This window comes from Saccharopolyspora halophila, from assembly GCF_039531955.1.
In the GTDB taxonomy this organism is placed as follows: Bacteria; Actinomycetota; Actinomycetes; order Mycobacteriales; family Pseudonocardiaceae; genus Saccharopolyspora; species Saccharopolyspora halophila.
Window position 1 is genome coordinate 1 of the sequence record NZ_BAAARA010000022.1, and the last position, 12,336, is coordinate 12,336.

Sequence of the window (12,336 nt, forward strand, 5' to 3'; positions counted from 1 at the left end):
TCGCCGGATGATGCTTGGCCAAGATCCGCAGACTCAACCGGCCAGGCCACCAATCACAATTGTCCCCACCAGCCACCGGATGACTCCGACCACGATCGCTCGCACGGCCAGTCCGCACGCTCTGGTCGTAGTTCTTGGTGATCGCCACGGCGTCGGGGTTTTCCGGCATTGGAAACTCCTCCCCTGGGGGCGCGAGGCTCCTCAGATGTCCAGCGCCCGGCGCACCGCCGGAGCGTTGCGCCGGGAGACCGGCACCATGGTGTTCGGCTGGTCGTCCATGACCAGGAGCAACTCACCCTTGCACCGGCGCTCGACCTCGCGGATGCGCCCGAGGTTGACCACGTACCTCCGGTGTACCCGCAGGAAGCCGGCTTCGCCCTGCTCCGTTTCGAGTTTGTCGAGGCTGCCCGTGGCGGCTCGCAACCTTCCTTGATCGGTGGACAGCCACAGGTCGTTGCCGTCCGACTCCGCGAACGCGACCTCCGGAAGCCGGAGCAGGACCATCCGGTTGTCCCGCATCGCGACGATTCGGTCCGACTGCCCTCGATGGTGTGCACCACCATCGGTCCTGGGCAACTGCTTGCCCTCGGAGACCCCGAAGGAGACCAGATTTCCGACCAGGTGCCCGGCGAGGAACACGGGGCGGATGCTGATCGGGGTCGGTTCGTCGGCCAGCTGCGTGAAGATCTGCGTCGAGCCGACCCACTCGGGATTGCGGGAGGACTGCTTGGCGGCGTACTGGGCGATCCTGATCAGTTCCGGTAAGCACGGGGTCCAGCGCACGGCCGGGTCGGGCGCCGGTGTCGAGCTGGGCACGCCCAGCAGTACGCTCGCCGCGTCGTCGGCGATCACGACCCTGCCGGCCGGGTCCAAGGCGGCCAGGCCCGCGCCCCCGCGCGGCTTGGCGTGGTGGTAGGCGGCGATCAACTCGGCGCTGCCGTCCTGGGCGCGCTGCCGCAAGGTGCGTTGCGTTCGGGTCGCGGCGTTGCTGAGCCAGGCGCCCGCGGGCGTGGGAAGTTCGCTGCGCCAGCAGGAGATGTTGAGCACCGCGACCGGCTCCTTGGTCACCACGTCGCGCACCGCCACACCCGCGCAGTTCCAGTCGTGGAAGGCCTGGCACCAGTGCTCGGCACCGCGGATCACCACCNCGGCGGCGAGTTCGCGGGTCGCCTTGTCCCCCCATTCCGCGAGGATTCGACCGGTGGCGTCGGCGACGGTCACGACGCCGCCCGCGTTGCTCACCTCGTGGGCCACCGAAGCCGCGCGGAAGCCGAGCTCGGCGAACACGACGTCGTGCTCGAGCGTGTGCTCGATCTCCGCGCCCGCGATCGGCGCTCGGGTGAGCTGCGGGTCGACCCGGTACTGGTCCCGGCAGCGATGCCAGGAGATCGCGACTTCGGGACGCACGCCCGAGATGTCGTCCTCGCCCCGCACGAAGCGTTCCCACGCCGCGTGCACCGTCGACTTGCCGGGAGCACGGGACGTCGGATCCAGCCGGTGCACATCTGCCATACAACAAGACCGCCTTTGGTCTCACCAAGCCGACCGGGAATCGCCGGAGCCGAACCGCGGATTTCCTGTCGCAAAGCCACAAGCTAGGCCGATCTCCGCCGCCGGGGCCAGCAGGCGGGGACGATCGCGGGCGAACACCGCACGAACGGTGGCTCAGGAGCAACGAGTGGCGGCCAGCCGGTCATCAGCGGCCGCCGATCCGGAAATCACCGACCAGGCGCCTGGAACTCCCCGGTCGCCAGAACGTGCGCCGCGAGCATCGCAGCCGTGGCGGGAAGATGACCCCGGTTGGCGACGAGGTGCCAGTCGCGGTGCAGCGGAGTGCCCGCCATCGGGACCTCGACCAGCCGTCCCTCGGAGAGCTGGCGCGCGACGGCGTCCCGGGAGATGAGCGTGACCCCGAGTCCGGCGGCCACCGATTCCAGGATCGCCGTGTTCGAACCCAGCGTCAGCGTCCGCGGTGCCGCGTCGAGCTCGAGGCGGGCCAGGAAGGATTCGGTCACCGCGCGGGTTCCGGAACCGGGTTCGCGCAGCAGCCAGGTCTGCTGCGCGGGCCTGCGGGTCGGCTCCCGGTCCGGAACGGCCTTCCGAGGAGCGACGACGATCAGCTCGTGCGCGCGCACCGCCAGCACGGTGACGTTGCTGTCGGGCTCCGGTCGGCCACCGAGCACCAGGTCGACCTCGTGCCTGTCCAGCAGCAGCCGGACGCGATCGCGGTTGCCGACCTCGAGGCGCACGCCGACGTGCGGGTGCCGGGAGCGGAAGCCCGCCAGCACGGTGGGCAGCAGCTGCTCGCCCGCGGTCGTCAGCGCGGCGATGCGGAGTTCGCCGTGCTCCGGATCGTCCTCGGCGACCGCGGCCGTACGGGCCTGATCGAGCATGCCCAGCGCGGTGCGCACGTGGTGCGCGTAGATCTCGCCGGCCTCGGTGAGTCGCAGACCCCGGCCGTCCCGTTCCAGCAGCCGCAGATCCAGGGATTTCTGCAGCGCGTTGAGCGCGGCCGAGACCGCCGATTGCGTGACGAACAGCTGCTCGGCCGCGGCGTGCACGGAACCGGTCTCGGCGATCACCAGAAAGGTGCGCAGCTGCGTCAGCGTCATGATTGTGAACCGTTCATTTGAGAATCGCGTCGGGATTCTTGATAGACGATTGCTGAATTCGCCGCCATCGTCAATGCCACGCAGGAACGACCGAGGAGGACGCATGGCGGAGAAATCCGAGCGCTGGGGCCCGGGCGTGATCCCGTACGCGCAGATGGGGTATTGGCAGCCCGACTACGAGCCGAAGCCGAGCGACGTGCTCGCGGCGTTCCGCGTGACCCCGCAGGACGGGGTGCCGCCCGAGGAGGCCGGGGCCGCGGTCGCCGGTGAGTCCTCGACGGCGACCTGGACGGTCGTGTGGACGGACCGGCTGACGACCTACGAGCACTACCAGGCCAAGTGCTACCGGGTCGATCCGGTGCCCGGTCACGAGGACCAGCACATCGCCCACATCGCCTACGACCTCGACCTCTTCGAGGAGGGCTCGATCGCGAACCTGACCTCCTCGATCATCGGCAACGTCTTCGGGTTCAAGGCGCTCAAGGCGCTGCGGCTGGAGGACATGCGGATCCCGCCGCACTACACGAAGACCTTCCAGGGCCCGGCGCACGGGATCGTCATGGAGCGGGAGTACCTGAACAAGTACGGCAGGCCGCTGCTCGGCGCCACCGTCAAGCCCAAGCTCGGGCTGTCCGCCCGCAACTACGGCCGGGTGGTCTACGAGGCGCTGCGCGGCGGGCTGGACTTCACCAAGGACGACGAGAACATCAACTCGCAGCCGTTCATGCGCTGGCGGGATCGCTTCCTGCACTGCATGGAGGCCGTCAACCGCGCGCAGGCGGAAACCGGTGAGATCAAGGGCCACTACCTCAACGTCACCGCCGCGACGATGGAGGACATGTACGAGCGCGCCGAATTCGCCAAGGAGCTCGGCAGCGTCGTGGTGATGATCGACCTCACCGTCGGCTACACCGCGATCCAGTCGATGGCGCACTGGGCGCGCCGGCACGGGATGCTGCTGCACCTGCACCGCGCCGGGCACAGCACCTACACGCGGCAGAAGAACCACGGGGTCAGCTTCCGGGTCATCGCCAAGTGGATGCGGATGGCCGGGGTGGACCACATCCACGCGGGCACCGTCGTCGGCAAGCTCGAGGGCGACCCGAACTCCGTGGCCGGGTTCTACGACACGCTGCGGCTCAACCGGACCGAGCCGGACCCGGTCAAGGGCCTCTACTTCGAGCAGGACTGGGCATCGATGCCCGGCGTGCTGCCGGTGGCCTCCGGCGGGATCCACGCGGGCCAGATGCACCAGTTGCTGCACCACCTCGGAGAGGACGTGGTGCTGCAGTTCGGCGGCGGCACGATCGGGCATCCGATGGGCATCGCCGCGGGCGCCACGGCCAACCGGGTGGCGCTGGAGGCGATGATCAAGGCGCGCAACGAGGGCCGGGACTACCTCGCGGAAGGAACGGACATCCTGCGCAATGCCGCCCGGCGGAGCCGCGAGCTCGACGTCGCGCTGTCCACCTGGGGCGACATCACGTTCAACTACGAGTCGACCGACACACCGGACGTCGTCGAGACGCCGACGCTGGTCTGAGGAGGTATCGCCATGCGCATCACCCAGGGCACGTTCTCCTACCTTCCCGAGCTCTCCGACGGCGAGATCCGCAGCCAGATCCAGTACGCCCTGGACCACGGCTGGCCGCTGTCGGTGGAGTTCACCGACGACCCGCACCCGCGCAACCACTACTGGGAGATGTGGGGGTTGCCCATGTTCGACCTCGCGGACGCCGCGGGCGTGCTCTACGAGGTCGGCGAGTGCCGCCGGGCCTACCCGAACCACTACATCCGGCTCAACGCCTACGACGCCGCCCTGGGCCGCCAGACCACGGCCATGTCGTTCATCGTCAACCGCCCGCCGGAGGAGCCCGGCTTTCGGCTGGAGCGGCAGGAGACCGAGGACCGCAGGTTGCGCTACACCGCCCACCCGTACGCGCTCGATCGTCCGAAAGGTGACCGGTACTCGCAGTGAACACGGCAACTCGGCAACGCCCGGCCTTCGGGATGCGCCAGTCCGGACCACCCGCCGACGAGGAACGGCCGGACGAAGCGCTGCTGCCCGAAGACGCCGCCGTGGACCTCGCGGCGGAACGCAACTCGGCTGGTCTCGACGAGACCATCGAATCGCTGGACCGCGAACTCATCGGCCTGCACGAGGTGAAGACCCGAGTCCGGGAGATGGCGGCGCTGCTGCTCGTCGACCGGATGCGGCAGCGCTTCGGCGTGAGCTCCTCGCGTCCGAACCTGCACATGTGCTTCACCGGCAATCCCGGGACGGGGAAGACGACGGTGGCGCTGCGGATGGCCGAGCTGCTGCACCGCGTGGGCTACCTGGACCGCGGGCACCTGGTCAGCGTGACCCGGGACGATCTCGTCGGGCAGTACGTCGGCCACACCGCCCCGAAGACCAAGGAGGTCCTCAAGCGGGCGATGGGCGGCGTGCTGTTCATCGACGAGGCCTACTACCTGTACCGGGCCGAGAACGAGCGCGACTACGGCCAGGAGGCCATCGAGATCCTGCTGCAGGTCATGGAGAACCAGCGCGATGACCTGGTAGTCATCCTCGCGGGCTACACCGATCGGATGGAGGAGTTCTTCCGGTGCAACCCGGGCATGAGCTCCCGCATCGCGCATCACATCGAATTCGGGGACTATGAACTCGACGAACTGATCGCGATCGCACGGCTGATGTCCGATGGCGAGGGGTACCGGCTGTCCGGTGAAGCGGCGGAAGCGCTCCGCGAGCGGCTGCGCGGGCAGATGGTGCAGCCGCGGTTCGCCAACGCCCGCAGCGTGCGGAACGCCTTGGAGAGGGCGAGGTTGCGGCACGCGAGCCGACTGCTTGAGTGCGCGGGACGTTGCGGCGTGGCCGAGCTGACCCGCTTGGAGCCGCCGGACTTCAGCCCGTAGAAGGAGGTCATTGGCGTGAGTGACACAGACCTGATCAGGACGGCCCGGGAACTCGTCGCACCGGGCAAGGGCATCCTCGCCGCCGACGAGAGCACCGGAACCATGAACAAGCGGCTGACCGCCGTGAACGTCCCGGCCGACGAGGAACGACGCAGGAGCTTCCGCGAGCTGGTCGTGACCACCCCGGGACTGGGCAGGTGGATCAGCGGGGTGATCCTCTACGACGAGACCTTCCGCCAGTCCGCGCGCGACGGCTCCCTGCTCCCCGCCGCGGCCGTGCGCAACGGCGTGCCCCCGGGGATCAAGGTCGACACGGGAGCCAAACCCCAGGCGGGCACCGACGGCGAGACGGTGACCGAGGGATTGGACGGGCTGCGTGATCGCCTCGCCGAGTACGTCTCCATGGGCGCGCGGTTCGCCAAGTGGCGAGCGGTGATCCGCATCGGCGAGGGCAAGCCGAGCCACGCCTGCCTGTCGGCCAATGCGCACGCCCTGGCGCGCTACGCCGCGCTGTGCCAGGAGGCCGGCTTGGTGCCGATGGTGGAACCCGAAGTCCTGATGGACGGTGCGCACGGCATCGAGCGCTGCTCGGAGGTCACCGAGCAGTGCCTGCGCGTGGTCTTCGACGAGCTGCGCAGCCAGGGCGTGCTGCTCGAGGGCATCGTGCTGAAGCCGAACATGGTGGTCTCCGGCGAGGAATGCCCCGAGCAGGCCGATGTCGACGCCGTCGCGGACGCCACGCTGGCTTGTCTGCGCCGGGTGGTCCCCGCAGCGGTGCCCGGCATCGCGTTCCTGTCCGGCGGGCAGAGCGACGAAGCGGCCACCGCGCACCTGGACCGGATGAACCGCCGGACGCGGCAGCCCTGGGAGCTGACGTTCTCCTACGGCCGGGCACTGCTGGCACCGGCGCTGTCGACGTGGGCCGGTGACGACTGGAACGTCGAGGCGGCCCAGCAGGTCCTGGCCCACCGCGCGCGCTGCAACGCCGCGGCGCGGTCCGGGGAGTACACCCCCGACATGGAGAAGGAGCTGGCCGAGCGCGTCCCGGCCGCGGGGCAGCACTGATCCCGCCGACCGTGGTGGACCGGGCCGGGCGCGCAGCGGGTGCCCGGCCCGGCGCTCGTCAGCTCGTGGTGGGTGGGGCGTCCGCTCGGCCGGCGGCGAGCAGGAATCCGAACGTGCAAGGCGTGACGGCGCGGTGCGGGAGCGCGCTCGCAGGACCGGCGAGCACCTCGGCGGTTCCTGGCGCGCCGAAACCGTCGGCGATCAGCGCGGCCTCGTGCAGATCGTGGTGCCGGGTGTAGCCGTTCGTCACGGCGAGGCAGACCAGGCCGGCCGCCCGCGCGGACACCAGCCCGTTTCGCGAATCCTCCACCGCGACCGCTTCGCGGGCCGGGATTTCGAGCTGCCGCAACACTTCTCGATACGCGTCGGGCTCGGGCTTGAGCGCGGTCATCTCGGTTCCGGTCACCACGGCGGAGAACACGTCCCGCCCGAAGACCCGATCGAGCAGCGGCTCGACCCACGTCCGCGTTCCCGTGGTGGCCACCGCGAGTGTCGTGCCCGTTTCCCGGAGCGCGCGCAGCAGTCGCTCCACCCCTGGGCGTGCGGGAACGGCGCCTTCCGCGCATCGCGCGGTGAAGATGTCGGTCTTTCGCCGGTGCAGGTCCTCGGCGAGGCGGTCCGCGTCCTGGTGCCCCCGGTCGCGCAGGTAGCTCGCCAACCGCCGCGCACCGCCGGCGATGGTGAGCAGCTCGCCGTATTCCCGCTCGGACCACCGGTACGGCAGCCCCGCCTCGGCGAAGGCCTCGTTGAACGCGACCCGGTGCCCGTGCCGCTCGCTGTCGACCAGGGTTCCGTCGACGTCGAACACCACGGCTCGCGGGAAGGCATCTGGTGTGCAAGCACAACGCACGAGAACTCCCGGGCCGAGGTTCGAAGGGGCGGCCCGCTCAGGCTGCGCCGATCGCTGCCGATTGTCCATCGAGAATTCGCATTCAGCCGGAAAGCGGATGCTTGCTATCCGGAATCCTCGTTCGTTCGCGGATTTTCCGGTGCGGGAAAGTCTCCGGAACTGTTGCCCGGAGGGTGGATTCGGAGGACCCTTTGCAGCGACAAGGAGAAGAGCACTCGATTCCGCGGCCGGTGTAGCGGGATAGGCCGTGCGAGGGAACATGCCTTGAACTCGCGACCTCCGCGAGGCTACATTGTGATAGCTATCACCATCCGTTGGCGCCCCGAGGTTCGCCCTCTCGAGCGACAAGGAGGTCGCGATGACCGGGAGAGTGCCGCCGCTGGAGATCGTCTCGAGCAGCACCGGCGACGACCAGCGCATCGGGGGCAGCACCCTGACCACGGCAACGACGAGAGACGTCGCGCGCGCGTGGGAGAGCTTCGCCGCGGGCGAAGATGTCGAGGAAGGCGTTCGCCCGGAAATCCTGGCCTCCTGGTACCGCTGCCGGGATCAGTACGAGGTCGACCCCACGCTGAACGTCGCGCCCGGTGCGCCGGGGTGCAACGACCACCGGCTCGACAACGACGTCATCTTCGCCAAGCTGGGCGGTCTCGGTGCGCTCGCGGGCCGGGAAGTGGAGCTGGACGGCGGCGTGGTGGCCGTGACCGACGGTGCTGGACGCGTCCTCGGTTCGTGGGGCGATCCCAGTGCGCGCAAGCGTGCCGAGCTGAGCAACCTCGCTCCCTGGTCGTCGTGGTCGGAGCAGTGCACCGGCACGAACGGGATGGGGACCTCCTTCGAGGTTCCCGGCCCGGTGACGGTGACGGGACCGGAGCACTGGTGCGAGGGATTCCACCAGTGGGCCTGCGCGGGGATCTCCGTTCGCGACGTGGTGACGGGATCGCCGATCGCCTCGATCAACATCTCGCGGTGGGACGCGCCGATGTCCGAGCGCGTTCCGGCATGGCTGACGCAGGCCGCCGCGAGCGTCGAGCAGGACATCTACCGGCGCACCGTGGCCGAGGCCAAGAGCGTGGTTGCCGAGTTCAAGCAGGAATGCGCCCAGGAAAGCGATCCCATCGCGGCCATCGACCGCGGTGGAAATGTGATCGCCGCGAACTACGGGGCCGTTTCGCTGCTCGGGATGACCAACGACAGCGCCGTCGTCACGGGTGTCGTCGAACCGGCGAATCGCTGGAAACCGGATATTCCCGAGTTCAGCGCGGTCGTGCGGTGGGCGACGAGCAGGGCCCTGGAACGGGCGCAGTGGAGCGGTCACGCGCGGTTGGCGGTGCGCCCGGGCGAGAACCCCGTTCCGGTCACCATGCGTCCGGTCATCGCCTCGAATCACGTCGTGGGCATGTTCTGCGTGTTCGGGCTGCAGGAGGGCGAACCGTACGAGAACGATTCGCAGGCGGCCGCCGTGTCCCTGCCGCGGCGCGTGATCGGGGTCCGCAACGATCGTCTGGTGCTGCTCGCCCCTTCGGAGATCCGCTACGCGGAGGCCGACCGCAACATCGTCTGGCTGGGCACCGATCGGGGGCGGATCCAGGCCGCCACCCGCGGCCTGGACAACGTCGAGGAGCTGCTGGCCCCGCACGGGTTCTCCCGCGTGCACCGGCGCTTCCTGGTCAACCTGCGCCGGGTGGCCGAACTGGAGCGCGGTGTCAAGGGCGAGCTGGTGCTGATCACCGACCCGCGCTCGCACGAGCTCGTTCCCGTCTCGCGCAGGCACGCACCGGAGGTCCGCCGACTGCTCGGCGTCTGACGGCCGCCTGCGGCAGCTCTCCCCGCCGCCGTCCACGGCCGTCCGTTCGTCGCGTGATGCCCACCGGTCATTCGTGATCCGCCACCGGTGGTTCGAGATCGGTTGTCGCCGCTCGCCGAGTCGATGAGGCTTTGCAGGACGGGCATACCGGCAAGCGCCGGGTGCGGACGTTTCTGCGCGTCGCGGGGAGTGGTCGAGATGAACGGCTTTTCGCGGCCGCGCAGCGACGATCCGAGGCAGGAGTTCGGCGCTCACCCGATGCCCGACAGATGGCGGCACGGCCGTTCGTTCGCCACGGGCGTCCACTCGTGCCGGATCGAGCTCCACCAGTCTTCCGATCGTCGTCCGGCACCGGAACGCCGGGACATGGTGTCGCCCGGGATGCGCCGGAGCCGGCGGCGAGCGAGACGAGGCGGGGGATGCGGGGGCATCTCCGCCCGCTGCCCGATGTGGACGCGTGGCCAAGCCGGAAGCGTTTGTCGAAGGGACCTTTGAATGATCAAGTCGCGTGCGGTGGTGGCACCGGGTCGCGGTAAGCCGGTCGGTGTGGTGTCGATCGACGTGCCCGATCCGGGGCCGGGGGAGGTGCGGGTCCGGGTGCAGGCGTGCGGCGTCTGCCACACGGATCTGCACTACCGCGAAGGCGGAATCAACGACGAGTTCCCGTTCCTGCTCGGGCACGAGGCCGCGGGGGTCGTCGAGGCCACGGGACCGGGCGTGACCGAGGTGTCGGAGAAGGACTTCGTCGTGCTGAACTGGCGCGCGGTCTGCGGTGACTGCCGGGCCTGCCGGCGCGGCCGTCCGTGGTACTGCTTCGACACGAACAACGCCGACCAGTCGATGCAGCTGGAGGACGGCACGCCGCTGTCTCCCGCCTTGGGCATCGGGGCCTTCAGCGAGCGCACGCTGGTGCACGCCGGCCAGTGCACGAGGGTGGACCCCGCGGCCCGGCCGGCCGTGGTGTCCCTGCTGGGCTGCGGTGTGATGGCCGGTGTCGGCGCCGCGATCAACACCGGCAACGTCTCCCGCGGCGACTCGGTGGCCGTGATCGGTTGCGGCGGTGTCGGGGACGGCTCGATCGCGGGTGCCTGGCTGGCCGGAGCCGCGCGGATCATCGCCGTGGACACCGACCCGAAGAAGCTGGAATGGGCCGCGGAGTTCGGTGCGACCCACACGATCAACGCCGCCGAGGCCGACACGGTTGCCGAGATCCGGTCGCTGACCGGCGGGAACGGTGCGGATGTCGTGATCGATGCGGTCGGGCGGCCGAGCACCTTCGAGCAGGCCTTCTACGCCCGCGACCTCGCGGGAACGCTGGTCCTGGTCGGTGTTCCGACGCCGGAAATGGAGATCGAGCTGCCGCTGCTCGACGTGTTCGGGCGCGGCGGCGCCATCAGGTCCTCGTGGTACGGCGACTGCCTGCCCAGCCGGGACTTCCCGATGCTGACCGACCTCTACCAGCAGGGCCGGTTGCCGTTGGAGAAGTTCGTCAGCGAGGAGATCGCGCTCGACGAGGTGGAAGAGGCGTTCGCGAAGATGGAGCGCGGTGAGGTGTTGCGTTCGGTGGTGAAGTTCTGATGGGCGCCCGCATCGACCACACCACGACATCGGGCACCTTCTCGCTGGACGGCCAGACCTTCGAGGTGGACAACAACGTGTGGGTGATCGGTGACGACCACGAGTGCGTGGTGATCGACGCTCCGCACGACGTCGCGGCGATCCAGGAGGTGATCGACGGACGCCGGGTGCTGGCCGTCCTGGCGACGCACGCGCACGACGACCACGTGCGCGTCGCGCCCGAGCTCGCGGCGGTGACGAACGCGCCCATCCGGTTGCACCCGGACGATCTCGTGCTGTGGCGGAACACCCACGGCAGCACGCAACCGGACGCGCACCTGGCCGACGGTCAGCAGATCCGCGTCGCCGGGATCGCGCTGCACGTGCTCCACACGCCGGGGCACGCGCCCGGTGCGGTCTGCTTCGACGCCCCGGAACTCGACGCGGTTTTCACCGGTGACACGCTCTTCGCCGGAGGGCCGGGAGCCACCGGGCGGTCCTATTCGGACTTCGACGTCATCGTCGAGTCCATTCGGGACAAGCTGTTCGCCCTGCCCGGATCCCGCAAGGTCCACCCCGGGCACGGGGCGACCACGACCATCGGTGCCGAGCGTCCGCACCTCGACGAGTGGATCAGCAGGGGTTACTGACCGGTCTTCGGTTCGCGCACGACGGTCGCGCGATCCGCGAGGAAGTCGCCCGGCCATCGGGCGCAGTCGGGGCGAGGAGGAAACCATGTGGGAAACACCGGAATACGCGGTCATCGAGGTGTGCGCTGAGGCCACCGGGTACTTCCACCGGGGCTGACGCACCGGACCGCGGCGCGCGGCTCCGGATCCGCCAGGCGAATCCGAAGCCGCGCGGCTCCGGATTCGAATTACCCGCCGAAACGGGCTGATTCGAACAGTGCTGGGAGCTGGTCCTTCGTATCGGGCCACCAATCGGCGGGTGGTGGCATCGCTCGGGAGCGGGGCAGCGCGAGACCCGGGGAAGGGGAGTGGCATCGATGGAACCCGCCACTCATCGCGTGCGCGCGTGCGCCCTGCACGAGATCCCGCCCGGTACGGCGCTGAGGCTGCGAACCGGTTTCCCCTCCATCGCGATCTTCAACGTCAACGGAACCGTCTACGCCGTCGAGGACGTCTGCACGCACGCCTTCGCGGTGCTCAGCGAAGGCCACTTCGACGGCATGTCGGTGGAGTGCCCGCTGCACAGGTCCCAGTTCGACGTGCGAACGGGTGAACCGCTGTGCCTGCCCGCGACCGAGCCGCTGCGCACCTTCCGCGTCCAGGTGGTCGACGGCGACGTGATCGTGCACGTCGACGTCGGCAATGACAGGTAGGCGATCCGCTGAGGAGATGTCTCAGTTCGCGGTGCGGGCGGCCGGAACCTCGGACGCCCCCCGGGGTCCGCGACTTGAGCAGCGGCCTGCGCGGCGTTGCGGCTGTCCTGGCCCGGCGACGTCCGAGAACCCGAGCCGGTGCGGGCTGAGTCCCCGCACCCATGCGGCTGGCGCCGCAGGTCGAGAG

11 protein-coding genes are annotated in these 12,336 nt (G+C 69.5%); 8 read left to right on the top strand and 3 right to left on the bottom strand.

Annotated features, from left to right (window positions below; translation table 11 throughout):
- Positions 1 to 201 precede the first annotated feature (201 nt).
- Positions 202 to 1,512, bottom strand: coding sequence for a DNA-binding protein (locus ABD289_RS22875; RefSeq protein ID WP_344136784.1), 1,311 nt, complete (start codon positions 1,510 to 1,512; stop codon positions 202 to 204).
- 206 nt (positions 1,513 to 1,718) lie between these two features.
- Positions 1,719 to 2,612, bottom strand: a complete 894-nt coding sequence (locus ABD289_RS22880) for a LysR family transcriptional regulator (protein ID WP_344136788.1) — start codon at positions 2,610 to 2,612, stop codon at positions 1,719 to 1,721.
- A 103-nt stretch (positions 2,613 to 2,715) separates the two neighbouring features.
- Between ABD289_RS22880 and ABD289_RS22885 the strand changes: the two genes are divergently transcribed.
- The 4 genes from ABD289_RS22885 to ABD289_RS22900 are packed head-to-tail and all read left to right on the top strand — an operon-like array spanning position 2,716 to position 6,593.
- A complete protein-coding gene (locus ABD289_RS22885) occupies positions 2,716 to 4,155 on the top strand; it encodes a form I ribulose bisphosphate carboxylase large subunit (RefSeq protein WP_344136791.1) in 1,440 nt (479 codons plus the stop codon).
- Between the two features lie 12 nt (positions 4,156 to 4,167).
- On the top strand, positions 4,168 to 4,590 hold the full coding sequence (locus ABD289_RS22890) for a ribulose bisphosphate carboxylase small subunit (protein ID WP_344136794.1): 423 nt from the start codon (positions 4,168 to 4,170) through the stop codon (positions 4,588 to 4,590).
- Positions 4,587 to 5,528 (top strand): AAA family ATPase, encoded by a 942-nt coding sequence (locus tag ABD289_RS22895; RefSeq protein WP_344136798.1) that lies wholly within the window; start codon positions 4,587 to 4,589, stop codon positions 5,526 to 5,528. The genes ABD289_RS22890 and ABD289_RS22895 overlap by 4 nt, the downstream gene beginning before the upstream one ends.
- Positions 5,529 to 5,543: 15 nt before the next feature.
- Positions 5,544 to 6,593, top strand: coding sequence for a class I fructose-bisphosphate aldolase (locus ABD289_RS22900; RefSeq protein WP_344136801.1), 1,050 nt, complete (start codon positions 5,544 to 5,546; stop codon positions 6,591 to 6,593).
- 58 nt (positions 6,594 to 6,651) lie between these two features.
- Here the strand turns inward: ABD289_RS22900 and ABD289_RS22905 are convergent, their stop codons facing one another.
- The gene (locus tag ABD289_RS22905; RefSeq protein WP_344136804.1) at positions 6,652 to 7,401 is read right to left on the bottom strand and encodes an HAD-IA family hydrolase; all 750 of its coding nucleotides are present in this window, start codon (positions 7,399 to 7,401) and stop codon (positions 6,652 to 6,654) included.
- A 400-nt stretch (positions 7,402 to 7,801) separates the two neighbouring features.
- Here ABD289_RS22905 and ABD289_RS22910 point away from each other — a divergent pair, with 400 nt between their 5' ends.
- The 4 genes from ABD289_RS22910 to ABD289_RS22925 all read left to right on the top strand — a co-directional run bounded on the left by ABD289_RS22910 (position 7,802) and on the right by ABD289_RS22925 (position 12,149).
- Positions 7,802 to 9,250 (top strand): DNA-binding protein, encoded by a 1,449-nt coding sequence (locus ABD289_RS22910; protein ID WP_344136807.1) that lies wholly within the window; start codon positions 7,802 to 7,804, stop codon positions 9,248 to 9,250.
- A 495-nt stretch (positions 9,251 to 9,745) separates the two neighbouring features.
- Entirely contained in the window at positions 9,746 to 10,828 is a 1,083-nt protein-coding gene (locus ABD289_RS22915) for an S-(hydroxymethyl)mycothiol dehydrogenase (RefSeq protein ID WP_344136810.1), read from the top strand.
- Positions 10,828 to 11,457, top strand: coding sequence for an MBL fold metallo-hydrolase (locus tag ABD289_RS22920; RefSeq protein WP_344136814.1), 630 nt, complete (start codon positions 10,828 to 10,830; stop codon positions 11,455 to 11,457). Before ABD289_RS22915 ends, ABD289_RS22920 begins: the two co-directional genes overlap by 1 nt.
- Before the next feature lie 356 nt (positions 11,458 to 11,813).
- A complete protein-coding gene (locus ABD289_RS22925) occupies positions 11,814 to 12,149 on the top strand; it encodes a bifunctional 3-phenylpropionate/cinnamic acid dioxygenase ferredoxin subunit (RefSeq protein WP_344136817.1) in 336 nt (111 codons plus the stop codon).
- Positions 12,150 to 12,336 lie beyond the last annotated feature (187 nt).

Coding starts and splice junctions, on each gene's coding strand:
- ABD289_RS22880 (WP_344136788.1), bottom strand. CDS start 2,612: ATGACGCTGACGCAGCTGCGCACCTTTCTGGTGATCGCCGAGACCGGT.
- ABD289_RS22885 (WP_344136791.1), top strand. CDS start 2,716: ATGGCGGAGAAATCCGAGCGCTGGGGCCCGGGCGTGATCCCGTACGCG.
- ABD289_RS22890 (WP_344136794.1), top strand. CDS start 4,168: ATGCGCATCACCCAGGGCACGTTCTCCTACCTTCCCGAGCTCTCCGAC.
- ABD289_RS22910 (WP_344136807.1), top strand. CDS start 7,802: ATGACCGGGAGAGTGCCGCCGCTGGAGATCGTCTCGAGCAGCACCGGC.
- ABD289_RS22915 (WP_344136810.1), top strand. CDS start 9,746: ATGATCAAGTCGCGTGCGGTGGTGGCACCGGGTCGCGGTAAGCCGGTC.
- ABD289_RS22920 (WP_344136814.1), top strand. CDS start 10,828: ATGGGCGCCCGCATCGACCACACCACGACATCGGGCACCTTCTCGCTG.
- ABD289_RS22925 (WP_344136817.1), top strand. CDS start 11,814: ATGGAACCCGCCACTCATCGCGTGCGCGCGTGCGCCCTGCACGAGATC.